Annotated in this window: 21 protein-coding genes and 2 pseudogenes; 11 read left to right on the forward strand and 12 right to left on the reverse strand. The window is 73.6% G+C overall.

Features of this window, described 5'->3' with window-relative positions:
• Positions 1 to 260: pseudogene (locus ABD437_RS31775) on the forward strand (phosphohydrolase); the annotation flags it as partial.
• Here the strand turns inward: ABD437_RS31775 and ABD437_RS31780 are convergent.
• Genes ABD437_RS31780 through ABD437_RS31800 form a run of 5 tightly spaced genes read right to left on the reverse strand, consistent with a single transcriptional unit; the run spans position 253 to position 6,561 of the window.
• Complete coding sequence (locus tag ABD437_RS31780; RefSeq protein ID WP_344652638.1) at positions 253 to 1,131, reverse strand: alpha/beta fold hydrolase; 879 nt, start codon at positions 1,129 to 1,131, stop codon at positions 253 to 255. The pseudogene ABD437_RS31775 and the gene ABD437_RS31780 overlap by 8 nt on opposite strands.
• 3 nt (positions 1,132 to 1,134) lie before the next feature.
• Positions 1,135 to 1,803 (reverse strand): helix-turn-helix transcriptional regulator, encoded by a 669-nt coding sequence (locus tag ABD437_RS31785; protein WP_344652639.1) that lies wholly within the window; start codon positions 1,801 to 1,803, stop codon positions 1,135 to 1,137.
• Between the two features lie 4 nt (positions 1,804 to 1,807).
• Positions 1,808 to 4,645 (reverse strand): AfsR/SARP family transcriptional regulator, encoded by a 2,838-nt coding sequence (locus ABD437_RS31790; protein WP_344652640.1) that lies wholly within the window; start codon positions 4,643 to 4,645, stop codon positions 1,808 to 1,810.
• Positions 4,646 to 4,690: 45 nt separating this feature from the next.
• Positions 4,691 to 5,701: a zinc-dependent alcohol dehydrogenase gene (locus tag ABD437_RS31795; RefSeq protein ID WP_344652641.1), complete on the reverse strand. Its 1,011-nt coding sequence runs from the start codon at positions 5,699 to 5,701 to the stop codon at positions 4,691 to 4,693.
• Positions 5,698 to 6,561 carry an SMP-30/gluconolactonase/LRE family protein gene (locus tag ABD437_RS31800; protein ID WP_344652642.1) on the reverse strand — a complete coding sequence of 288 codons (864 nt, stop codon included), beginning with the start codon at positions 6,559 to 6,561 and terminating at the stop codon, positions 5,698 to 5,700. Before ABD437_RS31800 ends, ABD437_RS31795 begins: the two co-directional genes overlap by 4 nt.
• Positions 6,562 to 6,608: 47 nt before the next feature.
• On the opposite strand from ABD437_RS31800, the gene ABD437_RS31805 reads away from it, so the two are divergent.
• Entirely contained in the window at positions 6,609 to 8,300 is a 1,692-nt protein-coding gene (locus tag ABD437_RS31805) for an IlvD/Edd family dehydratase (protein WP_344652643.1), read from the forward strand.
• Here the strand turns inward: ABD437_RS31805 and ABD437_RS31810 are convergent.
• Complete coding sequence (locus ABD437_RS31810) at positions 8,281 to 8,526, reverse strand: hypothetical protein (protein ID WP_344652644.1); 246 nt, start codon at positions 8,524 to 8,526, stop codon at positions 8,281 to 8,283. The two genes, ABD437_RS31805 and ABD437_RS31810, sit on opposite strands and share 20 nt — an antisense overlap.
• A gap of 910 nt (positions 8,527 to 9,436) precedes the next feature.
• Between ABD437_RS31810 and ABD437_RS31815 the strand changes: the two genes are divergently transcribed.
• Entirely contained in the window at positions 9,437 to 9,853 is a 417-nt protein-coding gene (locus tag ABD437_RS31815; protein ID WP_344652645.1) for a hypothetical protein, read from the forward strand.
• Between the two features lie 20 nt (positions 9,854 to 9,873).
• On the opposite strand, the gene ABD437_RS31820 is transcribed toward ABD437_RS31815, so the two are convergent.
• Together ABD437_RS31820 and ABD437_RS31825 are read right to left on the reverse strand one after the other, a co-directional pair.
• On the reverse strand, positions 9,874 to 10,944 hold the full coding sequence (locus tag ABD437_RS31820; RefSeq protein WP_344652646.1) for a sensor histidine kinase: 1,071 nt from the start codon (positions 10,942 to 10,944) through the stop codon (positions 9,874 to 9,876).
• Positions 10,941 to 11,600, reverse strand: a complete 660-nt coding sequence (locus ABD437_RS31825) for a response regulator transcription factor (protein WP_344652647.1) — start codon at positions 11,598 to 11,600, stop codon at positions 10,941 to 10,943. The genes ABD437_RS31820 and ABD437_RS31825 overlap by 4 nt, the downstream gene beginning before the upstream one ends.
• A gap of 86 nt (positions 11,601 to 11,686) precedes the next feature.
• Here ABD437_RS31825 and ABD437_RS31830 point away from each other — a divergent pair, with 86 nt between their 5' ends.
• Complete coding sequence (locus ABD437_RS31830; RefSeq protein WP_344652648.1) at positions 11,687 to 12,535, forward strand: S1 family peptidase; 849 nt, start codon at positions 11,687 to 11,689, stop codon at positions 12,533 to 12,535.
• Positions 12,532 to 14,025 (forward strand): transglycosylase domain-containing protein, encoded by a 1,494-nt coding sequence (locus ABD437_RS31835; RefSeq protein WP_344652649.1) that lies wholly within the window; start codon positions 12,532 to 12,534, stop codon positions 14,023 to 14,025. The genes ABD437_RS31830 and ABD437_RS31835 overlap by 4 nt, the downstream gene beginning before the upstream one ends.
• Here the strand turns inward: ABD437_RS31835 and ABD437_RS31840 are convergent, their stop codons facing one another.
• Positions 14,026 to 15,213: an ROK family transcriptional regulator gene (locus ABD437_RS31840; protein WP_344652650.1), complete on the reverse strand. Its 1,188-nt coding sequence runs from the start codon at positions 15,211 to 15,213 to the stop codon at positions 14,026 to 14,028. It lies immediately after the preceding gene.
• A gap of 116 nt (positions 15,214 to 15,329) precedes the next feature.
• Here ABD437_RS31840 and ABD437_RS31845 point away from each other — a divergent pair, with 116 nt between their 5' ends.
• From ABD437_RS31845 to ABD437_RS31860, 4 genes are read left to right on the forward strand one after another with little or no spacing between them, the layout of a single operon-like run.
• A complete protein-coding gene (locus ABD437_RS31845) occupies positions 15,330 to 16,379 on the forward strand; it encodes a sugar ABC transporter substrate-binding protein (protein WP_344652651.1) in 1,050 nt (349 codons plus the stop codon).
• A complete protein-coding gene (locus ABD437_RS31850) occupies positions 16,379 to 17,101 on the forward strand; it encodes an ATP-binding cassette domain-containing protein (RefSeq protein WP_344652652.1) in 723 nt (240 codons plus the stop codon). The genes ABD437_RS31845 and ABD437_RS31850 overlap by 1 nt, the downstream gene beginning before the upstream one ends.
• Complete coding sequence (locus ABD437_RS31855) at positions 17,098 to 18,243, forward strand: sugar ABC transporter permease (protein WP_344652653.1); 1,146 nt, start codon at positions 17,098 to 17,100, stop codon at positions 18,241 to 18,243. The genes ABD437_RS31850 and ABD437_RS31855 overlap by 4 nt, the downstream gene beginning before the upstream one ends.
• A complete protein-coding gene (locus ABD437_RS31860) occupies positions 18,240 to 19,112 on the forward strand; it encodes an ROK family protein (RefSeq protein WP_344652654.1) in 873 nt (290 codons plus the stop codon). The genes ABD437_RS31855 and ABD437_RS31860 overlap by 4 nt, the downstream gene beginning before the upstream one ends.
• Here the strand turns inward: ABD437_RS31860 and ABD437_RS31865 are convergent, their stop codons facing one another.
• On the reverse strand, positions 19,113 to 20,249 hold the full coding sequence (locus ABD437_RS31865; protein ID WP_344652655.1) for an AAA family ATPase: 1,137 nt from the start codon (positions 20,247 to 20,249) through the stop codon (positions 19,113 to 19,115).
• Positions 20,250 to 20,350: 101 nt separating this feature from the next.
• Between ABD437_RS31865 and ABD437_RS31870 the strand changes: the two genes are divergently transcribed.
• Positions 20,351 to 20,710 carry a DUF4267 domain-containing protein gene (locus ABD437_RS31870; RefSeq protein WP_344652916.1) on the forward strand — a complete coding sequence of 120 codons (360 nt, stop codon included), beginning with the start codon at positions 20,351 to 20,353 and terminating at the stop codon, positions 20,708 to 20,710.
• 348 nt (positions 20,711 to 21,058) lie between these two features.
• Complete coding sequence (locus ABD437_RS31875; RefSeq protein ID WP_344652656.1) at positions 21,059 to 21,853, forward strand: SAM-dependent methyltransferase; 795 nt, start codon at positions 21,059 to 21,061, stop codon at positions 21,851 to 21,853.
• A 118-nt stretch (positions 21,854 to 21,971) separates the two neighbouring features.
• Here the strand turns inward: ABD437_RS31875 and ABD437_RS31880 are convergent.
• Together ABD437_RS31880 and ABD437_RS31885 are read right to left on the reverse strand one after the other, a co-directional pair.
• Positions 21,972 to 22,514: pseudogene (locus ABD437_RS31880) on the reverse strand (RNA polymerase sigma factor); the annotation flags it as partial.
• A gap of 41 nt (positions 22,515 to 22,555) precedes the next feature.
• The gene (locus ABD437_RS31885) at positions 22,556 to 23,740 is read right to left on the reverse strand and encodes an FAD-dependent monooxygenase (RefSeq protein WP_344652657.1); all 1,185 of its coding nucleotides are present in this window, start codon (positions 23,738 to 23,740) and stop codon (positions 22,556 to 22,558) included.
• Positions 23,741 to 23,777: the final 37 nt, after the last annotated feature.

Genomic DNA, 23,777 nt, shown 5'->3' on the forward strand with positions numbered 1-23,777 from the left:
GCGCCGACGTCGTCGACCAGCGGCTGCCGCTGCCGGTCGACGACTACCTCCCGGAGACGCCGGAGGAGGAGCTGGTCCTCTACGCCGACAAGTTCCACAGCAAGCTCGACCCACCGGTCTTCGTCTCGGCCGACACCTACCGCACGATCGTGGCCCGCTTCGGCCCGGAGAAGGTCGCCCGTTTCGACGCCCTGCGCCGCCGGTACGGCGACCCCGACCTCGGTCCGCTCTCCACCGCCACCGGCCACCGGATCAGCTGAGGTACTCCGCGATCAGCGACGTCACCGCCGACGGGGCCTCGCGGTGGGGGAAGTGGCCGACGCCGTCGAGTACCTCGAGCCGGTAGCCGCCGGTGAAGTGCTTCTCCTGGCCGGCCAGCAGCGACGGCGGGTCGCAGTGGTCGGCTCCGCCCTGGACGGTGAGCGTGTCGACGCCGATCGTCCCCACCTCGGCCAGGCGCGCGGCGAGCGGGTCGTAGCGGGGGTCGCGGGGCTCGTCGGCGGCGAACCGCGACCGGTACCCGCTGAGCGTGATCGCCGCCCAGTCCGGGTTCGCGAACGCCTCGGCCGCGGCCGCGAACGTCTCCTCGTCGAACCAGCCGGGCGGGCTCCAGGTCTCCCACTGCAGCCGGGCGAACCCCGCCGGATCGCGCCGGATCGCCTCCGCGCCGGCGTCGACGAACATCAGCCACTGGTACCAGAACGCCCGGGCCTGCGCGAAGTCCGGCATCGTGAACACGCCGTGCGGCTGGTAGCCCAGCGACAGCGTGACCAGGCGGGTGACCCGCTCCGGGGCCAGCGCGGCCAGCGTGTACCCGGCCCGCGCGCCCCAGTCGTGGCCGACGACCGCGCACCGCTCGACCCCCAGCGCGTCGAGCAGCTCCAGTGCGTCGCCGGCCAGCGCCACGCCCCGTCCGTCGCGCACCGTGCCGGGGTCGAGGAACCGGGTCTGCCCGTGTCCACGCAGCTCCGGCGTGATCGTGCGCAGCCCCAGCCCGGCCAGGTGGTCGGCGATCGGCGTCCAGGCCGACGCGGCGTCGGGCCAGCCGTGCAGGATCAGCACGGCCGGGCCGTCCGCCGGGCCCGCGTCGCGATAGGTGACGGACAGGACGTCGGTGCGCAGCGTGGTCATGCGCTACAGGTAACCCTCCCGGAAGGCGTAAGCAACCGCGTGTGTGCGGTTACGGAGCCGGAACCGCGCGTTCAGGCCGGCGAGCACGTTCTTCACCGTCCGCTCGGAGTACGCGAGCTTGGCCGCGATCGCCCGCGTCTCCCACCCGTCGGCGAGCAGCCGCAGCACGTCGAGCTCCCGGTCGGTGAGCTGCTGCGAGCCGGGGAGCAGCCCGTCGGCGGACTCCCTGCGCATCCGGTTCACCGCGTCCACGAGCTGGCCGAGCAGGTCGCTGGGCAGGTCCCGGTCACCGCGTGCGGCGGCCCTGACCGCGGCGGCCAGCCGCTCCGGCGTCGCGTCGGACCGCAGGACGATCGCGGTCACGCCGCTGTCCAGCGCCCGCAGCAGCTCCGGCTCACGCATCCGTTCGACGACGAGCACGATCCGCTTGTTCAACGCGAGCCGGCGCAGCCGGGCCACGTCGAGGTCGTCCAGGCGCCCGGCGAGCACCACCGCCACCCCGCCGACCGTGCCGACGCTGACGTCGAACGGTTCGAGCAGCGGGTCGCCGCGCAGATGGCTGAGCAGACCGGCGCGGGTCAGTGGATCGTCGCAGTGGATGGTGACCGGGATCCGATTCGGGTCCGGTCGCGGCCCGTCGTCGGGGCGGGAAGCGACTCGGGAACGCGGCACGCGGCTACTCCTCGGTGCTGGCCAGCAGAACGCGCGGAGCGTACGAGAGCACCCGTGTAGGAAATCTGTACGCGCTCTGCACGGGCCGGGCGAGCAGCGCGCGGAGCTCGGTACGCAGCTGCTCGGCGGCGGGCTGATCGGCGTCCTGCACCAGCGTGAGCGCCCGGTTCCAGGAGTCGCGCGCGTTCTCCGCCGAGCCGAGGTTCCACCAGCAGATGCCGTGCTCGTGGTGCGCCTGCGCGGCTTCCAGCCCGCCGTGGATCTGGGCGAACAGCCCGAGGGCCCGTTCGTTGCAGCGCAGCGCCGCGGTCCACTCCTCGCGGCGGCGGTGCAGCTGCGCGAGGTTGGCCAGCACCGACGCCTCCCCGAACCGGTCGGCCGTGCCGGCGAACAACATGGCGGCCCGCCAGTAGTGCGTCGCGGCGTCGTCGAGCGTCTCGGGGTTGAGCGAGAGCCGCCAGCCCATGTTGTTCTCCGAGTAGGCCTCGCCCGCCCGGTCGCCGATGGCCCGGTGCAGCTCGATCGCCCGGCGGTCCTCCTCCAGCGCCGCCTCCGGACGGCCCGCGAGCGAGAGCGCGGCCGCCACCCCGACCTGGGCCATGGCCTGCCACCCGGTGTCGCCGACGGCGGCGAACAGGCGGGCCGCCTCCCGGCTGTGGTCGACCGCCTCGGCCGGCCGGCTCAGCTCGCTCAGCCCGATCGAGAGCCGGTGGTGGGCGTGCGCCATCCACCAGGCGTCGTGCTGCCGGGCCGCGGACAGCAGCGCCAGCTCGGCCTGCACCATCCAGTCCCGCCACCGCCCGGACATGTGCTGCACCATGCTCAGCGCCGCGGACAGCTGGCAGACGTACGCGTCGAGGCAGCGGCGTTCGGCCGCACGCACGATCTCCAGCAGCGCCGTGCGCTCGATCTCGTACCAGGCCACGACCGCGTCGGCGTCGGCGAAGTCGTGCCGGGCCAGCCCCGGCGGCCGGTCCATCAGCCGGTCCAGCGGACGCGCGGGCGCCAGTACCTGGCGGGTCTCGATCGCGGTGTGCAGGTAGTAGTCCAGCGCGCCGACGAACCCGTCGTCCTCGGCCCCACCCAGCTCGAGCGCGTACTCACGCAGCAGGTCGTGGTAGACGAACCGGCCCGGGCGCAGCTCGGTGAGCAGGTTCGCCGCCACCAGTTCGCGCAGCCCGCGGCGCACGACCGGTTCCGGCGCGCCGGCCATCGCCACCGCCGCGGGCAGGCCCAGATCCGGGCCGGGGTGCGCGGCCATCCGCCGGAACAGCGCCGCGGTCTCCGGGCGCAGCGTCCGGTACGAGGAGGTGAACACCGCACGCAGGTCGCCGCGCAGACCCGGCACCGTGAACGCGTCGAGGCCGACGTCGGACTCCAGCTCGTCGGCGAGCGCGGACAGCGGGAACGTGGAGTTCAGCGCCGCCCGGGCCGCGACGATGGCCAGCGCCAGCGGCAGGCGTCCGCTGCGGGCGACGATCCGGTCCGCCGCCTCGGGCTCGGCCGCCACCCGGGTGGTGCCGAGCCGGCCGCGCAGGAACTCGCGGGACGCCTCGGGGGTGAACGCGTCCAGCGCCACCGACGCCACCGCACCGGCCGCGACCAGCTCGGCCAGCGGATCCCGGCTGGTCACCACGGCCGTGCAGCCCGAGGCGCCGGGCAGCAGCGGGGCGACCTGACGCGCGTCCCCGGCGTCGTCGAGTACCACCAGCATCCGGCGGCCGGCCAGCAGGCTGCGGTAGAGCGAGGCCTGCGCGTCGAGGCCGTCGGGAACGGAGGACGGCGGCACCCCGAGCGCGTCCAGGAACGCGCGGAGCGCCTCACCCGGGTCCACCGGCGACTCGTTCTCGTCGAAACCACGCAGGTCGACGTAGAGCTGGCCGTCGGGGTAGCGCGCGGCGACCGAGTGGGCCCACCGCACGGCCAGCGCGGTCTTCCCGACGCCGCCCATGCCCCGTACCGCGACGGCGACGGCGGTGTCGACGGCGGCGTCGATCGCGGCCAGCTCCGCGCCCCGCCCGGTGAACGTGGCCAGCGCGGCCGGCAGCTGGGCCGGGACCGTGCCGCGCTCGGCCCCGTCGGAGTGCAGGACGTCCTCGTGGGCGCTGCGCAGCTCCGGCCCCGGTTCGATGCCCAGCTCGTCGACGAGCCGGTCGCGCACGCTGCGGTAGAGCGCCAGCGCCGGGCCGCGCCGCCCCTCGGCGGCCAGCGTGCGCACCAGGCGGGCCTGGAGCGGCTCGTCGAGCGGCTCGAGCGCGGCCTGACGCTGCAGGAACGGCAGCACGTCGCGGGTGAGGCCGGCGTCGAGGGCGGCGTCGGCCGCGTCGGCCAGCACCTCGGCGTACTCGCTCTCGAGCGCCCGGAACACCGGGTGCGACCGGACCGCGACGTCCAGGCCGGCCGCCACCGGACCGCGCCACACCTCCAGCGCGTCGACGTAGGCGGCGATCGTGTCGGCGGCGACGGCCGACGCCCGGGCCTGGGCGACCCGGCGGCGAAACCACAGCAGGTCCACCTCGTCGGCGTCCGCGACCAGCCGGTAGCCGCGCGACACCCGCTCGATCCAGCGGCTGGGGGCCCGCACCGGGCGGTCGGGCTCCAGGACGCGGCGCAACCGGCTGGCGTAGCCGTGCAGGCTCCCGGCCGCGCTGGCCGGTGGCCCGGCCGGCCACAGCGCGTCGATCAGCTCGGCGAGCGGAACCTCCTCGCCGGCGCGGGCCAGTAACAGCGCGAGCACAGCCCGTTGTTGCGGTGGGCCGACGTCGACCGAGCGTCCGTCCGCCCAGGCCTGTACCGGTCCGAGGACGCACAGCCACATCGGGCGGGATCTCGGCAGATCCACACGAAGAGCCTATCCCGCTCCGGCGGCCGGTGGGCGGCTCCGGTCTCAGCCGCGGCGTCGCGGATCGACGTGGAACTTCGGCCCCGGACCGGCGCCGGCCGGTCGCGTACCGGCCAGCACCGCCGCGACGTCGTCCAGCCCGACCGTGGCCGCGACCAGCGGGCGCGGGTCGACGACCCGGTCGGCGTACGCGTCGATCGTGGCCGCGAGGCCCGGGGACGCCGACAGGATGCCGACCGCGGTGACGTCGCCGAGCACGAGCGCCCTGGTGTCGATCGGGCTCGGTGCACCGGCCAGGCCGATGTACACCAGCCGGCCGGCCGGCTCGACCCGCGCCAGCGCGAGCGCGGGCAGGTGGGCGGCGTTCGACGCGTCGACGATCGCGTCCCACGGCCCGTCGGGCACGGTGTCGGACACCGCGAACCCGAGGCCAGCCGCGAACGCGAGCGAGTCGGCGTCGCGGCCCAGCAGGTGCACCTCGGCGCCGGCGGCCTGCAGGAACGCCGCGACTAGGAGGCCGATCGTGCCGGGCCCGAGCACCAGGACCCGGTCGTCCGGCCCGGCCTGGGTGGCCCGGGCGGCCCGCCACGCGTTCCCGCCCGGCTCCACCAGCGCGCCGCGCACGGCGTCGACCGAGGTGGGCAGTGGGTGCAGTGACCGGACCGGGACCGCGAGCTGTTCGGCCAGCGCGCCCGGCAGGCCGTCCCGGATGCCCACCTCACGGAGGTTCTCGCAGACGTGCTGGTGGCCGCGACGGCAGCGGCGGCAGGTGCCGTCCCCGACCATCGTGTCGCCGGTGACCCGCCGCCCGATGCACGCCGGGTCGACGCCGGGGCCGACCGCGGCGACCCGCCCGCACCACTCGTGGCCCAGGCGCATCGGGTACGACGAGACGCCCTGGTGCAGGTAGGCCATCTCGCCGGTGAAGAACTCGACGTCGGTGCCGCAGACGCCGACCCGCTCGACGTCGACGACGACCTCACCGGGGCCGGCGACGGGCGCGGGCACGTCACGCACCTCGGCCTGACCGGGCCCGGTGAGGACGAAAGCTCTCATTGCGCCCACGGGGTGACGGGCAGGCCGGGCACCTCGACCGGCACCACGAACAGGTGACCGGACTCGGGGTGGTCGCGCTGCTGCTGCTCGGTGAGCGCCACCGTGGCGGTGGTGATCACCAACCGGTCCAGGTCGTCGCCGGCGAACGCGACGCTGGAGACGTTCGGCGCCGGCACCGCACGACGGTCGACGAGCGTGCCGTCGGGCGCGTACCGCCGCACCTCACCGGCGCCCCAGACCGCGACCCAGAGGTGCTCCTCGGCGTCGGTCGTGATGCCGTCGGGGTAATCGTCGCCGAGGTCGAGGTGCACGCGGCGCTCGCCGACCGCGCCGTCGGCCGGGTCGTAGTTCCGCACGTAGATCCGGCGGCGGAGCGTGTCGGTGCTGTACAGGCGGTGGCCGTCGGGCGACCAGGCGAGCCCGTTGGAGAGCGTGAGGTCGTCGTCGAGCACGGTGACCAGCCCGTCGTACTCCACCCGGAGCAGCCGCTCGTGCTCGGACTCGCCGTCGATGAGCATCGTGCCGACGAGGAAGCGCCCGGCCGGGTCGACGGCGCCGTCGTTGAGGCGCCGCCCCTCGCCGGGGACCACCAGCCGGGGCCCGATCTCGCGGGTGCCGTCGGGCCGCAGCACGATCAGTTCCTCCTGCGCGGCGACGAGCAGCGAACCGTCCTCGGCCGGTACGACCGCGCCGAGCGTGCCGTCGAACGTGTGCGTGCGGGTCACCCGGATCCGGTCACCGTCGAGCGCGCCCTCGAACAGGGTGCCGCTCGGAATGTCGACCCAGAGCAGGCGCCGGCGGGGTTTGTCCCAGATCGGCCCCTCAGCCAACGTGTACGACTCATCTGTGGCCGGTTTCATCGGTAGAAAATAAGACACCGCGTTCATCGTCGGAAAGGCGGCCGCCCGTGACCCTCCGCAGCGCCCACTGGTATGCCGGGCAGGACCGCAACGCCTACATCCACCGCGCCTGGATGCGCCGCGGCACGCCGGACGACGCGTTCGACCGGCCGCAGATCGCGATCGCCAACACCGCGTCGGACCTCACGCCCTGCAACGCGCACCTGACCGAGGTCGCGAAGTCGGTCGCCAACGGCATCTACGAGGCCGGCGGCATCCCGCGCGAACTGCCGGTGGTGTCGCTGGGCGAGACCAACGTGCGGCCGACCGCGATGCTCTGGCGCAACATGGCCGCGATGTCCACCGAGGAGATGCTGCGCGCCAACCCGATCGACGGCGTCGTGCTCCTCGGCGGGTGCGACAAGACGATCCCGTCGCTGCTCATGGCGGCCGCGTCGGTGGACCTGCCGGCGGTGGTGATGCCCGGCGGGCCGATGCTCACCGGCACGTTCCGCGGTGTCCCGCTCGGGTGCGGCACCGACGTGTGGCGGCTCTCCGAGGAGGTCCGGGCGGGCACCCTCTCGAACGAGGACTTCACGCGCTCGGAGAAGTCGATGATCCGTTCCCGGGGCCACTGCAACACGATGGGCACCGCGTCGACGATGGCGCTGGTCGCCGAAGCCCTCGGCACGGTGATCCCGGGCGTGGCCGGCACCCCGGCCCCGGACAGCCGCCTGCTCGAAGCCGCCCACGGCACCGGCCGCGCCGCCGTCGAGCTCGTCGCCGCCGACCGGCGACCCTCGACGTTCCTCACCGAAGCCAACTTCCACAACGCGATCGTGGCGCTCGCGGCGATCGGCGGGTCCACCAACGCGGTCGTGCACCTGCTCGCGATCGCCGGCCGCCTCGGCATCGAGCTGACGCTCGACGACTTCGACCGGATCGGCTCCCGGGTGCCGGTGCTCGTCGACCTGCTGCCCGCCGGCCGGTTCCTGATGGACGACTTCCACCGCGCCGGCGGCCTGCTCGCGGTGCTGCGCGAGGTGCGTGACCTGCTCGATCCGGCCGGGCTGACGGTGACCGGCAAGCCGCTGGTGGACTACCTGGACGAGGCGCCGATCTGGGACGCCGAGGTGATCCGGCCGCGGAGCGCGCCGCTGGTCGCCGAGGGTGGCATCGCCGTGCTGCGCGGCTCGCTGGCACCGTCGGGCGCGCTGATCAAACCGGCCGCGGCGTCGCCGGAACTGCTGCGCCACCGCGGCCGGGCGGTCGTGTTCGACTCGATCGAGGACTTCCACGCCCGCATCGACGACCCCGACCTCGACGTCGACGCTTCCTCGGTGCTGGTGCTGCGTGGCTGCGGCCCCAAGGGCTACCCCGGCATGCCCGAGGTCGCGAACATGCCGCTGCCCCGCAAGCTGCTCGAGCAGGGTGTCCGCGACATGGTGCGGATCTGCGACGGGCGGATGAGCGGCACCGCCTACGGAACCGTCGTCCTGCACGTGGCGCCGGAGGCGGCCGCCGGTGGCCCGCTCGCGCGCGTGCGCACCGGCGACTGGATCGTTCTCGACGTCCCCGGGCGCCGGATCGACGTCGAGGCCGACCTGAGCGACCGCGCCCCGAACACCGACGGCTTCGCCGCACCGCGCCGGGGCTGGGAGCGGCTCTACGTCGACCACGTCCTCGGCGCCGACACCGGCGCCGACCTGGACTTCCTGCTCGGCTCCAGCGGTTCGGAGGTCAGCCGGGAGTCGCACTGATCGAGGCGGCGTGTTCGTGCAGCTCCTTCTGGGTCATCACGACGCCGAACCGGCGCAGGCGGACGTCGAGCTCGCGGGCGAGCTCGTCCACCGAGGCCGCGGGCTTCTGCTTGGCGACCTGTTTGACGGTGAGCTGGATGCGCTGGGCGAGCTGCCAGCCGAGCACGGTCGGCGAGTTCTCGACGGTCGCGCCGGATAAGCCGGTGATGGAGAGATGTGAAGTCATGCCGTGCGCATCGGGGGCGGTCCGCGGCGGGTGAGCCGTCCGGCGGATCCGCTCCCCGATCGCACCCCAGTTCACTTTCCGTCACGGAGAACAACGCCCGCTGAGCAGCTCGCCGGGTACCTGAGCACGCACCTCAAGGTGGTGCAGGACGCCGGTTACGTCGGCATCTCCCAGCCCACCGGCCGCCGCCGGGTGAAGAACCTGCGTGAGCCTGACGCCGAGCGGCAAGCCGCGTACCGCCGGCACGTCGCCGCGCTCGAAGCACTCTTCGAGCACACGAGACGACGACCCGGCTCCTCTTCCGGCAGATCAGTGACGACGCTCCCCCGCCGGCCGGGGTGGATCTGGGCAAGGTGGTCCGCCGCGCGGAGCGCAAGCGTCGCCGGCACCGGCGGTCGGCGGCCACGGCCGCCGCGGTGGCCGTCCTGGTGATCACGGGCCGTGATCGCGGTCGCCGACCGGGACGCCCCGGTCCGGCCGGCGGGCCCGGAGCTGACCTACGGGCCCCCGCTCACCGACGCGCCCACCGAGTTCGACCCGCTCCGCCAGGCGATCCGGGTCGGGTGGATGCCGTCCGGCCTGACCTACGTCACCGAGGACGTCCGGCTGACCGAGGCGTCGTACCTGGCCACCCGCACGGACGGCCAGCCCGAGTACTGGGTGCGGATGGCGGCCCGCGGCCGGTCCTTCGCCCTGGACGACGAGTTCGCGCTGCCGGGCGCCACGTCGGTGCCCGGGCCGTCGGTCGACGGCGTCCCCAGCCGCTGGTACAGCGCGACCTACGACGGAGGGCACACCACGCGCCACGAGCTGCGCTGGGAGTGGTCCCCGGGTGCCCGCGCGGGTGTCCTGCTCCCCGACCGGCCGGACGCGCTGGACGTCGCGGTGCGCATCGCCACCTCGACCCCGCATGACGAGTACGCCGCTGCGCATGCCGTACACGCTCGACGTGCCGGACACGTACCGCACCTCCCAGGCCGGCACCTACTGGCGCCGCGACGAGCTGCGGTCGTTCCACTGGTACTTCGAGGACACCACCACCGGCGCGATCATCAGCACCGGAGCGTCCGCGAACACGATGACGCTGGACTTCGAGCCGAACACCGTGGTCGCCGACCGGCCCGGGCAGACCACCCGGGACGGCGACTTCGCCGGGGTCCGCGTGCGGCAGCCCACCGTGCAGTTCGGGTTCGGCTGCGACGACCGGCCGAAGACCGCGGCGAGCATCGGGGTGGCGGCGAAGCGGTGCCGGGCCGTGGCCGAGTCGGCGGAGCTCGTCGCGGATCCACTGGAGTTCCGCACCTGGCCGGAGGCCAGGGCCCGCTGACCGCGCCACCTGGCCGGAGGCTAGGGCCCGCTGGCCGCGGCCGGGAACGACACCGTCACCCGCAGGCCGTCGTGGCCGGTGGAGGACGCCGTGATGACGCCGTCGTGGGCGCGGGTGATCGAGCGGGCGATCGCGAGCCCCAGCCCGACGCCGCCGCTGTGGTCGATCCGGGTGCCGGCCAGCCGGCGGAACGGCTCGAACAGCGCGGGCACCGCGTCGGGCGGCACGTCGTCGCCGGTGTTCGTGATGACCAGCGCCGGGTCGTCGCCGACCTCGACGTCGACCGTGCCCTGGTCGCGGTTGTACTTGACGGCGTTCTGCACCAGGTTGGTGATCAGGCGTTCGAGCAGCACCTGCTCCCCCATCACCACCCGGGGACGCAGGGTGCTGGTGATCGTGATCCCGGCCCCGGCCGCGCGGGCGCGGTGGGCGTCGAGCACCTCGGCGGTGATCGTGTCGAGCCGCAGCGGGGTGCGTGAGAGCAGGCCGCGGTCGCTCTCGCTGAGCACGAGCAGGCCTTCGATCAGACGCTCGTTGCGTTCGTTGGTGGCCAGTAGCTGCCGGGTGAGCAACGCGAGCTGCTCCCCGGTGGGCGCGCCGGACAGGCCGACCTCGATCAGCGTGCGCTGGACCGCGAGCGGCGTGCGCAGCTCGTGGGACGCGTCGGCGGCGAAGCGGCGCTGCGCGTCGTAGCCCACCGCGATGCGGTCGGTCATGTCGTCGATCGCGCGGCCGAGCACCGACAGTTCGTCGCGGCCGGGGCCGGGACGGAGACGGTAACCGAGGTTCTGCGGCCCGACGTTCGCGATCATCGGAACGAGGTCCCGTACCGGCCGCAGGCACCACCGCACCGCGACGACGCACCCGGCCAGGATCACGGCGAGGATCAACACCAGCGCGATCACGGTGGGGATGGTGGGCCGCCGGTTGACCTGCGTGCACACGTACGAGCCGTTGAACTCGTCCGGGGGGCACCAGGACGGGACGAACTCCCGCCACAGCCAGACGAGCTGCTCGGCGATCCACGGCGCGAACTGCGAGGCGACGAAGATCGCCCCGCAGAGCACGAGGATCCTCCGCGCCGGCGTCACGTCCCGAGCCGGTAGCCGACGCGCGGCACGGTCCGGATCGGCGAGGGTTCACCGAGCTTGCGGCGCAGGGTCATAACCGTGGTGCGCACCGTGTTGGTGAACGGGTCGGTGTGCTCGTCCCACGCCTGTTCCAGCAGGTCCTCGGTGCTCACGACGCGCCCGTCCGCGCGCATCAGCACGTGCAGGACGGCGTACTCCTTCGGGGAGAGCGCGAGCGGCAGGCCGTCGCGGGAGGCGGCGTGCCTGGCGACGTCGAGCACGATGCCGTCGCGTTCCAGCACCGGCGGCAGCGCCGGGGCCGAACGGCGGGACAGCGCCTGCAGCCGGGCGACGAGCTCGGCGAACGCGAACGGTTTGGTGAGGTAGTCGTCGGCGCCGAGGCCCAGTCCCTCGACGCGCTCCCGGATGCCCGCGGCGGCCGTCAGCAGCAGCACCCGGGTGCCGGTGCCGTGCGCGACGATCCAGCGGCAGACCTCGTCGCCGGTGCTGCCGGGCAGGTCCCGGTCGAGCACCGCGACGTCGTAGCGGTTGACCGCGAGCCGCTCCAGCGCGGTGTCGCCGTCGTAGGTCACGTCGACGGCCATCGAGAGCCGGCGCAGGCCTTCGGCGACCGTGTCGGCCAGCACCCGCTCGTCCTCGGCCACGAGTATCCGCACCCCTGCAGGCTGACACAGCGTTCATAAAAGATCCGTCAAGGCGTCGCTTAACGTCGTCGGACGCCCGGAATTCCACCATCGATCCCATGTTCCTCCGGTTCCTCGCCGTCACCGTGCTGACCGCGGCCGCGGCCGTCGCTCCGGTGGGTGTCCGACCGGCCGCCGCGATCGCCAACGGCACCGACGGCGCCTATCCGTTCGCGGTCCTGCTGGTGATGTCCGGCCTGCCCACCGCGGAGCACGGCACCCGCGACAGCTCCTGCTCCGGCGCGCTGATCGCGCCGGAGTGGGTGATCACGGCCGGTCACTGTTTCCGCGACGTCGGCGGGCGGCGGGTGAGCCGGACGGTGGCCGACCGCACCACCGCGGTCGTCGGCCGGTCCGACCTGGGCGGCACGGAGGGCTGGGAGCGCGAGGTCGTCGACGTGCGCCAGGCCGGCGACGCCGACGTGGCCCTGGCCCGGCTCGACGCCGACGTCCCCGGCGGAACGCCGCTGGTGGTCGGCACCGCGCCGCCCACGGTCGGCGAGACGGTGCGCCTCGCCGGGTACGGGCTGACGATCCGGGACGGCGCCTACGCACCGGCGACCCGGCTGCAGACCGGGCAGTTCGCCGTCGACCGGGTCGGCGACAGCGTGCTGGAGATCTCCGGCCGGGTGCCCGGCCCCGACACCAGCGCCTGCGAGCACGACTCCGGCGGACCGTACTTCCGGGAGCGGCCGGACGGGGTGGCGGTGCTGGTCGGGGTCGTCAGCACCGGGCCGTCGTGCCCGCACCCCGGCGCGGACATCGGGGCGCGCACCGACAACCTGAGCGGCTGGATCGAGGACACCGTACGGGGCGGCGGCGTTCCGTTCGGACGGCTCGCCCTGGGGGGCCTGGTCGTGCTCGCGGTGCTCGTCGGCGCCCACCGGGTCCGGGCCGGGCGCCGGTGATCATCCGCTGGGCGGTGCGGATCGCCGGGGGTGTCCTGATCGGAGCCCTGGTGCTGGCGGTGGCCGGGTTCTCCGCCGTCGAGCTGCCGCCGTTCCCGGACCAGCCCCAGACCAGCACCGCGGTCTTCGCCGACGGACGGCACCCGCTGGCCCTGTTCGCCACCGAGAACCGGCAGCGCGTGCCGCTGGCCCGGGTGCCGCGTTCCGTGCAGGACGCGGTTGTCACCGCCGAGGACGCGGGCTTCTGGGACGACCACGACGGGGTGTCGCTCTCCGGGATCGGCCGCGCGGTGCTCGGGCTGGTGCGCCGGGACGCGGGCAGCGGCGGCGGCTCGACGATCACCCAGCAGTACGTCCGCAACGCACTCGACCTGACCCGCGAGCGCAGCTACGCGCGCAAGGCCAAGGAGCTGGTGCTGGCGGGCAAGCTCGCGCGCACCGCGTCGAAGACGGAGATCCTGGAGGGGTACCTCAACACGATCTACTTCGGCCGCGGCGCCTTCGGGATCCAGGCCGCCGCCCAGGCCTACTTCGGGCTCGACGTCGACGAGCTCACCGCCGCGCAGGGCGCGGTACTGGCCGCGGTGATCAAGGACCCGACGAACTTCGACCCCCGGATCCGACCGGACAGCGCGCGCGGCCGCTGGCGGTACCTGATCGACCGGATGGTCGAGAACGGGTACCTGTCCCCCGGGACCCGGCGGTTCCCGGCCACCGTCGAGCGCCGGGCGTCCGCCTCCGCCCGGGCGGCGCTGCGGTCCGGCTGGCGCGGCGTGCTGGGCGGCCGGATCGAGCGGGAACTCGCCGGTGTCCTCACCGAGCAGCAGCTCTACACCGGCGGCTACACGATCACGACGACGATCGACCGGGCCGAGCAGCGGCGGGCCGCCCGGGCGGTGGCGACCCGCCTGCGCGGCCAGGACACCCGCCTGACCGCCGCGCTGGTCGCCGTCGAGCCCTCGACCGGCCGGGTCACCGCGTACTACGGCGGCGAGGCCGGGTACGGGTACCTGGACCTGGCCGACACGCCCCGGCTGGCCGCGGAGACGTACTGGCCCTACGTCCTCGCGGCGAAGCTCGGCGGTTCCCCGGTGCCCGGGACCGACCTCCCGACGATCTCGCCCCTCGACCAGGCGTCGGGCTACGCGACCTTCGCCGACGACGGCCACGCCCGGGAGCCCTACTTCGTCCAGCGGGTCACCGCGTCCGACGGCACCGTCGTCTGGGAGCGGCCGCCGTCACCCGGCTACCGGGTGCTGCCGGCCGAGGCCACCGACGTGCTGGCCGCCCACGCCGCGGCGCGGCCCGGCACCTCCGACGGCAACACCAACGCCTGGATGTGCGGCTTCACCCCCGAGCGCGCGGTCGCGGTGTGGGTGGGCAGCAGCGGCGACGACTTTCCGATGCGGGACGCCCGCACCGGGGAGCGCGTCACCGGCGACGGCATCCCGGCCGAGATCTGGGCGGACCACCTCGACGCCGCGGGCTGATCAGGCGGTGGCCGCGCGGTCGAGGACGAGGTCGCGGGCCGCGGCGAGGCCGGACGCGAGCGCCCCGAGCAGGACGGCGTCGCCACCGAGGGTGGACACCTCGATCCGGGGCGGTTCGAGCGCGACCAGGTGGCCGAGCCGGTCGAGCAGCGGAGCGGTCAGCAGGTCACCGGCGTGGCTGCCCACCCCGCCGCCCAGCACCACGAGTTCCGGGTCGAGCACCGCGGCCACCCCGGCCACGGCCCGGCTGAGGTGCTCGACCTCCTGCTCGACCGCGCGACGCGCCGGCCCGTCCCCGGCGCGGGCCGCGTCCAGGACGTCCTTCGCGCTCCGCGCGCCGGTCAGGCCGAACCGCTGGGCGGTCGCGAGCAGGCCCGCCGCCGACGCCACCGATTCGAACATGCCCCGGCCGCGGACCCCGGGCCGGTGCAGCAGCGGGTCGCCCTCGCCGATCGGCAGGTAACCGATCTCGCCGGCGGCACCGCGGAAACCGCGGTAGAGCTTGCCGTCGATCACGATGCCCATCCCCAGGCCGGTGCCGATGTGCAGGTAGACGAAGTGCGGTACGTCGCGGCCCAGGCCGTAGGTGGCCTCGCCGATGGCCGCGAGGTCGACGTCGTTCTCCACCGTGTACGCCGGGCCGGCGACGGCGGCGAGCCGGTCCAGGCTGTCGCGCTCCTCCCAGCCCGGCAGGTTGGGCGCCAGGTGCAGCGAACCGTTGGCCTCGTCGTGGATGCCGGGGGTGCCGAACACGGCCAGCGTGACGTCGGCGCGGGTGATGCCCGCGGTGGCGGTGAGCTCGTCGGCGAGCCGGGTGAGCTGGGCGACGAGGTCGTCGGCGCCGGGCCCGCACGCGGGGTCGTCCACGCGGGCGACGACGTCACCGACGAGGTCGGCCAGCGCCGTCCGCACGTAGGCGCGTCCGATGTCGACCGCGAGCACGTACCCGGCCTCGGGCCGCACCTCGTAGAGCAGCGCCGAGCGACCGGCGGAGCCCGCGCGCGAACCGGTCTGGCGGAGCAGGCCCGCGCTCTCCAGGTTGGTGAGCGCCACCGCCACCGTGGGCTTCGACAGCCCGGTCAGCTGCGCCAACTCGGGGCGGGACGCCCGGCCGAGCCGGAACACCGCGGCGAACACCGCCCGTTCGTTCATGACCCGGAGAAGCGCCGTCGTACTGGCGGTCTGCACCCCATCAGGCTGCCACACCCGTTCGTAAAGGTCACTTATCAAATTTGTAAAGGACATTGCCAAAGGCGCGGTGATGGCCCACGATCCACTCCACACCCCGCGAGAGAGGCGCCGCCATGAGGGCCAGAATCGTCGCCGTCCTAGCACTTCTCCTAGTGACCGCCTGCAGCAACGGATCGTCGTCGGGCGACTCCGACGCCAAGACGATCGCCCTGTTCCTGCCCGAGTCGAAGACCACGCGCTACGAGGCGTTCGACCGCCCGCTGTTCGAGGCCAAGGTCAAGGCACTCTGCGCCGACTGCGAGATCCTCTACTCCAACGCCGACCAGGACGCCGCCAAGCAGCAGCAACAGATCGAGGCGGCGCTCACCCAGGGCGCGGACGCGCTGGTGCTCGACGCGGTCGACGCCGGCGCGGTGGCGCCGCTGGTCAACCAGGCCAAGCAGAAGGACGTGCCGGTCATCGCCTACGACCGGCTGATCACCGGGATCACCTACGAGTACTACGTCTCGTTCAACAACGTCCGGGTCGGCGAGATGCAGGGCCAGGCCCTGCTCGACGCGCTCACCAAGGCCGGCACGGCCGACAAGGGCCAGATCGTGATGATCAACGGCGCCCCGACCGACCCCAGCTCGGCCGACTACAAAAAGGGCGCGCACAACGTCCTCGACGGAAAAGTGAAGATCGGGCGCGAGTTCGACACCCCCGACTGGAGCCCGGACAAGGCTCAGCAGGAGATGGAGCAGTCGATCACCGCGCTCGGCCGGCAGTCGATCGTCGGCGTGCTCTCGGCCAACGACGGCATGGCCGGTGGCGCGATCGCCGCGATGAAGCGGGCCGGGTACACCACATTGCCGCCGATCACCGGGCAGGACGCCGAACTCGCGGCCGTGCAGCGGATCCTGACCGGCGAGCAGTACATGACGATCTACCTGGACATCCGCAGCGAGGCCGAGAAGGCCGCCGAGCTCGCGGTCGCCCTGGTCAAGGGCGAGAAGCCGAGCGCGCCGACGAAGGTCGGGGAGATCCCGGCGTTCCTGCTCGACCCGATCCCGGTGACCGCCGACAAGGTCAAGGACACGATCGTCAAGGACGGCTTCTACTCCGCGGCCGACCTCTGCACCGCCGAGGTCAAGGCGGCCTGCGACCGCGAAGGCATCAAGTAATGCTCTCCGCGTCCGGCATCTCCAAGCGCTACCGCGCGGTCCAGGCGCTCGACGACGTGCGGCTGGACCTGCCCGACGGCGAGGTCGTCGCGCTCGTCGGCGACAACGGGGCCGGCAAGTCCACGCTGGTCAAGGTGCTGTCCGGGGTGGTGATCCCGGACCAGGGCGTGATCGAGCGCGACGGCGACCCGGTGCGCATCGGCTCACCGCACGACGCCCAGCGCCTCGGCGTCGCGACCGTGCACCAGGACCTGGCGCTCTGCGAGAACCTCGACGTCGTCGCCAACCTGTTCCTCGGCGACGAACGGCGGCGCTTCTCGGTGCTGCGGCCGATCCGGATGGAACGGGCCGCGCGTGAACTGCTGACCTCGCTCGACGTCCGGATCCGGGACATCACGGTGCCGGTGGCGATGCTCTCGGGCGGCCAGCGCCAGTCGGTCGCGATCGCGCGGGCGCTGGTCGGCGAGCCGCGCGTGGTGATCCTGGACGAGCCGACCGCCGCACTCGGCGTCGAGCAGACCGCGCAGGTGCTCGACCTGATCCGCCGCCTGCGTGACCGCGGGCTCGCGGTACTGCTCATCTCGCACAACCTCGCCGACGTCCGCGCGGTGAGCGACCGGGTCGTCGTCCTGCGCCTCGGCCGCAACGCCGGGGAGTTCCGCACCGCGGAGTCCACTCCGGAGGAGATCGTCGGCGCCATCACCGGGAGTTCGGCCTCATGATCGATCGGTTCCGTGCTCGCGCCGACCTCGGCGCCTGGCCCGTCGTCGTCGGGCTGATCCTGATCGCGGTGGTGTTCCGGTCGTTGAACGACCGGTTCCTCTCCCCCGAGAACCTCACCAACCTGGCCCTGCAGATGGCCGCGACCGGCACGATCGCGCTCGGCATCATCATGGTGGTGCTGCTCGGCGAGATCGACCTGTCGGCCGGGTCGGTCAGCGGGCTGTGCGCGGTGATCATGACGATCCTCTCGGTCAAGCACGGCTGGCCCCCGGTGGCGGCGATCGCGGTGGCGCTGGTCGGCGCGGCGCTGATCGGGCTGCTCCACGGCTGGATGTTCACCCGGCTCGGGATGCCGTCGTTCGTCGCGACGCTCGCCGGGCTGATCGGGTGGCAGGGCCTGATGCTCTACCTGCTGGGCCGCGGCGGCACGATCAACCTGCCGTTCGACGGCTTCCTGGCGAAACTGAGCGACACCTGGCTCCCGGCGTGGCTGTCCTGGCTGGTCGTCGTGGTGATCGTCGGGGTGTGCACGGCGAGCGCGGTGGTCGACCGCCGGCTGCGCCGGGCGTCGTCGCTGCCGGTGACGCCGCTCGCCGGGGTGGGGCTGCGTCTCGGCGGGCTGGGGCTGGTGCTCGCCGTCGTCGTCGCCGTGCTCTCCGCCGACCGCGGCGTGCCGCTGCTGCTCGTCCTGTTCGCGGCGCTCGTCGTCGCGGTCGATCTCGTCCTGCGGCACACGGTGTTCGGCCGGCACGTGTACGCGGTCGGCGGCAACGCCGAGGCCGCGCGCCGGGCGGGCATCAACGTCACCCGGATCCGGCTGATCTGTTTCGCCGCCGCGTCGGTGCTCGCCGCCTGCGGTGGCATCCTCGCGGCCAGCCGCCTGGCCGCGGTCAACCAGAGCTCCGGGAGCAGCGACACGCTGCTGATGGCGATCGCCGCCGCCGTGATCGGTGGCACGTCGCTGTTCGGCGGCCGGGGCCGGGCGTACGCCGCGCTGCTGGGCATCCTGGTGATCCAGTCGATCACCAACGGCATGCTGCTGCTCAGCGTCGACTCGTCGGTGCGGTTGATGGTGACCGCCGGTGTCCTGGCGCTGGCGATCGCGGTGGACTCGGTGGCTCGCCGGGGTGCGCCTTCGTGAGGCAGGTGCTGGCGATCGACTTCGGCGGGACGAAGATCGCGCTGGCGACGGCGGCGGTCGGTTCGTCCCGGCCGTCGGCCACCGTCCGCCTGGACACGCTGGGCACCGCGGGGGCGGCGCAGGCCGTGCGGCGCACGTTCGACGCGGCCCGGGAACTCGTGGACTCCCCCGCGGCCGTCGGCGTGTCGACGTTCGGCGTCGTCCGGGGCGACCGGATCCGGCTCGCTCCCAACGTGCCGGGGTGGGACGGACTGGCGCTGCCCGCGCTGCTGCGCGAGCGGTTCGGCGACGCCCCGGTCGCGATCGACAACGACGTCAACGCGGGCGCGGCGGCGGAGCTGCGGTGGGGCGCGCTGCGCGGGGTCGACGTGGGTCTCTACGTCAACGTCGGCACCGGGCTGGCCGCGGCGCTGGTGGCCGGTGGGCGCGTGGTGCCCGGGGCGCACGGCGCGGCCGGCGAGATCGCGTACCTGCGTGGACACGGTGACGGGTACTTCGCCGACGGGCACGCGCCGCTCGAGGACGTCGTCTCCGGAATGGCGTTGAGCCGGCGCGGATCCGCGCTGCTGGGGCGGCCGGTGACGGCGGCCGCGCTGTTCTCGCTGCGCGGCGAGGAGGGCGTGGCGGCACTGCTCGACGAGACCGTCGACGCGCTGGCGCGGGTCGTCGCCAACCTCTGCGTGACCCTCGACCCCTCGACGGTGGTGCTCGGCGGTGGCCTGATGCGTGCGGCCGAACACATCGTGCCGCGGGTCGCCGCGGTGCTGGAGCGGGCGGTGCCGTTCCCGCCCGAGCTGGCGCTGGCGCACTTCGTCGACGACGCGCCGCTGCTCGGCGCGATGGCGTTGGCGCTGGAGAACGTTCGTTAGTCAGCGGGCGGGCCAGTGCCAGGGCGGCTCGTCGAGGCGGCCCTGGCCCTCGACGCCGGTTTCGCCGAGCTCCTTGACCAGCTCGATCGCGTGGTCGGCGTCGAGCGCGCCGACCAGCGCGCGGGAGTGGCTGATCACCACCACCTGGGTGCGTGCCGAACCGGTGGTGATCAGCCCGGCCAGCGGCCGGAGCAGGTCGGGGTGCAGGCTGGCCTCCGGCTCGTTGAGCACCAGCAGGGCCGGCGGCCGCGGCGTCAGCAGGGCCGCCACCCACATCAGGTACTTCAGGGTGCCGTCGGACAGTTCGGCGGCACCGAAGGGCCGCAGCAGACCGGGCTGGCTCAGGCGCAGCGCGAACCGGCCGGCCTCCTCCTCGATCGACAGCGCGCTGCCGGGGAAGGCCGCGTCGACCGCGGTGTCGAGCGCGTCGGCGTCGCCGATCTCGCGGATCGTCTGGAGCGCGGCGGCGAGGTCGGCGCCGTCCGGGCCGAGCACCGGGGTGCGGGTGCCGATCTGCGACTGACGGACCGGTGCGTCGGCGTCGGTGCGCAGGTGGTCGTAGAACCGCCAGGAGCGGATGCGCTCGCGGACCTCGAGGATCTCCGGCGCGCGCTGCGGGTCGGAGTACTCGCTGAGCATGCTGTCGTAGCTGGCCAGTACGCCGGGCACGGCCAGCCAGCTCCGGCCGTCGCGCAGCCGCAGCGCGCCGTTCGCCCGGTCGGCCAGCAGCCCGGCCGGGCGGAGGAACGGCCCGGACCAGATCACTTCCCGCTTGATCTCCGGATCCAGCCCGAACGCCGAGCTCGACGGCCGGGGCAGTCCGAAGTCGATCGCGTAGCCGAAGTCGTCGCCGGCGAAGCCCAGCCGCAGGCTGACCGGGCCGCGCCGGACGGTGCCCTGCGGCCGGTCCTCACGGGTGCCGTTCTCCGGGCCGGCCCAGAGCGTCGAGGCCAGGCCGCCCTCGCGGGCCAGCGCCGCGATCGCGCCGTTGCGTGCCGAGTCGGCGAGGAGCCGGAGCGCACGGTAGAGGCTGGATTTGCCGCTGCCGTTGGCCCCGGTGACCACGGTCAGCCGCCCCAGGGGCACCACGAGATGCCGCAGGGAGCGGTAGTTCGCGACGGCCAGCGTGGTGATCATTCCGCCCACGCTATCTTCTAGCGCCGCTTGTCGTTCTAGCACCGCTAGTGTTAGCGTCGCCTCGTTCGCTAGCAGCGCTAGAAATTGGAGAAACCCTCATGATGACGACCGTCGCGTACTCTCTGGCCGTCGTTCTCGACCTGTTCATCCTGTTCATCGGGGGCCGATTCCTGCTGCAGCCGTCAGCGGCCGCGGCGGGGTACGGCGTGCCGTCCGAGCGCAGCGCCTACCTCGCCGTGAAAGGCGTGCGCGATGCCGCCCTCGGCGTTCTGGGCCTGGCTCTGCTCGCGTTCGCCGGCGCCACCCCGGCGGCCTGGTTCATGCTCGCGGCCGCGATCATCCCGCTGGGCGACACGGTGATCGTGCTGCGTTTCGGCGGCACCAGGACCACCGCGTTCGGTGTCCACTTCGCCACCGCGATCGTGGTGCTGATCAGCGCCGCCCTACTGTTCGCGGCCTGACCCCCAGCTGCCCGCCCACGCTGCCTGGTCGGAGACCAGCAGCCCGCCCCGGGACGACCCGCGCGGCGTACCTGCGGCCCGTCGGTGGGCTGGAGGTGCCGCCGTACACGCTCTCCGAGGAGTACGCGGTGGTCCCGCTCCGGCCGGTCGGGCCACCTGCGTGACGTCGAGGTCGTCTACGACGCGGCGGGCGTCGTGCACCGGCAACGGATGCGGGCCGACCACGGTGCCGTCCTCGCGCCCGGGTCGCGGTGAGTGACGTTGTGCATCCGGGACGCCGGACCGGTGGGGCGCGCACTACGCTTTTCCTGCGAGCACCGAGCTCCATGCTCAGCGGAAGGCGGATCGATGACGAGCGGTTCCGGGTCCGACCTGCAGGGTCGATTGAAGACCGATCGGCCGCACAGCGCGCGGATCTGGAACTACCTGCTCGACGGCAAGGACAACTTCGCCGCGGACCGCAACGCCGCCGACTCGGTGATCGACCAGCTGCCGGAGATCGTCGACTTCGCCCGGGCCGGACGGCGGTTCCTCGCGCGGGCGGTCGAGTTCCTGGCCGGTGAGGCCGGTGTCCGCCAGTTCCTCGATCTCGGCACCGGGCTGCCCACCGCCGACAACACGCACGAGGTGGCGCAGCGCATCGCGCCGGAGTCCCGGATCGTCTACGTCGACAACGACCCGCTGGTGCTGGTGCACGCCCGGGCGCTGCTGACCGGTAGCCGGCTGGGCGTCACCGACTACGTCGACGCCGACATCCGCGAACCGGAGAAGATCCTGCGCGCCGCCCGGGACACCCTCGACTTCACCGAGCCGATCGCGGTCATGATGATCGGCATCCTCGGCCACGTCCCCGACGAGGCCGACCCGGCGGGGATCGTGCGCACGTTCGTCGACGCTCTGCCGGCCGGCAGCTACCTCGCGATCAACGACAGCATCACCACGCCGCAGAACGACGGGGCGATCGAGACCGCCAAGAGCGAGGGCTGGGACTACCACCTGCGCACCCCGGCGCAGATCACCGCGTTCTTCGACGGTCTCGAACTCGTCGAGCCCGGCGTCGTCTCGAACCCCCGCTGGCGGCCCGCCCCCGGGGACGACGACACCGAGCTCGCCGTCTACTGCGGCATCGGCCGCAAGGTCTAGCACCCCAGCATGCTCTGGTAGCCGGGCGGGACCTGGCCGGCCACGACCTGGTCGGTGACCAGCCAGAAGAACGGGGCCGGCGGGCGCTTCGGGGGAGGTCGGTCCGAGCGCGAACACTCCGAGCAGGGCGGCCGGTGGCGCGGCTCACCCGCGAGCGGACGCCGGACTCGGCGATGCCCAGCACCGCCGCGGCGTCGGCGTAGGAGACGCCGGACCAGACGCACAGCACGAGCGCCTCCTGTTCGGACGGAGGCAGCATCCGCGTCGCGTCCAGCACCACCGCCATCCGACGCTCGTCGTCGAGTTTCTCGGCGACGGCGTCGGCGTGGTCCGGGCTCTCCGGCGGTGGCCCGGCCCGCGCGATCAGCGCCCGGCGCCGTCGGGAGGAGCGGTGTTCGTTATGGACCTGGTGGGTCGCCACGGTGAGCAGCCACGGCAGCGCGGAGTCGCGCACCAGCCGCAGATCGGCGCGCCGGCGCCAGGCGGCCAGGAACACCGCCGAGGTCGCGTCCTCGGCCGACGACCAGTTCCCGGTCAGCCGGAAACAGTGGTTGTAGACCGCCTGGCCGTGCCGGTCGAAGAGCTCACCGAAGGCGTGGTGATCACCGGCGGCCGCGGCGGACCAGAGGTCGCGGTCGCTGGGCGGATCGGCGTGGGTCATGGCTACCTGTCGCCGGCACCGCCCCGCGCGTCACGTCCCGGCTAGGCCGGCAGGTCCGGGAGGGACCGGTCGGTGTCGGCCACCTGGGTGAGCTTCGCGGTGAGCGGCGCGAGGAGCTTCGAGGTGAGCACCGTATCGAACAGTTCGCGCGCCGCCAGGCCGAGCCGCGTCTGCGGGTAGGCGAAGTGCTCGATGCCCGGCGGCAGTTTCTGCACGTCGTCGACGAGCGGGCGCATCCACTCCTGGTAGCGGGTCAGCGCCGACGGCAGGTCGCCGGGCTCCACGGCGAGGTAGGCGGCGAGCACGTACCCGCTGGTGAGCGCCAGTGACGCGCCGCCGCCGCCCATCGGGGTGACGCACCACCCGGCGTCGCCGGCCAGGACGACCCGGCCGCGGTGCCAGGTGCTCATCCGGATCTGGGTGAGCCGGTCGAGGTAGACGTCGTCGGACTCCGCGAACCCGTCCAGGACCCGCTCGGCCTCCCAGCCGGCGTCGGCGTAGCGCTCCCGGAGGCGGGTGAGCGCGTCGGCCCGGTCGAGGCCGGTCAGGTCCTCGCCCCGCGCGTAGGACAGGATCGCCCTGGTGGTGCCGTGGTTGTCGGGCCGGAGGTGGATCTGGCGCCCGCCGACCGTGGTGTACCAGCGCCAGCGGTCGTCGTCGGACGCCGTGCGGGGGATCGTGCCGAACACCATCGTGATGCCGAGTTCCCGGCGCTCGACCGCGTCGCCGAAGATCCGGTCGCGGGTGGCCGACCGCACGCCTTCGGCGACGACGAGCAGGTCCGCCCGGAGCGAGCCACCGGACGACGTGGTGACCGTGACGTCGTCGGCGCCGTCGTCCACGTCCTCGATCTGCTCGCCGTAGCGGAACACGACGCCGCCGGGCAGGTGGTCGAGGATCGTGCGGGCCAGATCGCCGCGCAGCACCTCGAGCTCGGCGGTGGGGCCGTCCGGGCCCTCGGACGGCAGCTCGGCCCGCACCGCCCCGGACGCGTCGACCAGTACCGTCCCGGTCTCGGTCGTGTTCTGCGCCTTCACCGCGTCGAAGAGGTCCATCCGGGTGAGGACGTCCCGGGCGACACCGCGGACGTCGACGTTCTGTCCGCCGTCGCGGAAGGCCGGCGCGCGCTCGATCACGGTGACGTCCCAGCCGGTACGCGCGAGCCAGTAGGCGGCGGAGAGCCCGGCGATGCTGGCCCCGGACACCACGGCACGTCGTGAGCTCATGACCTGCTTCACTTCCTTCCGATCGGAACCGAATCGT

Source organism: Cryptosporangium japonicum (genome assembly GCF_039524755.1).
GTDB lineage: Bacteria > Actinomycetota > Actinomycetes > Mycobacteriales > Cryptosporangiaceae > Cryptosporangium > Cryptosporangium japonicum.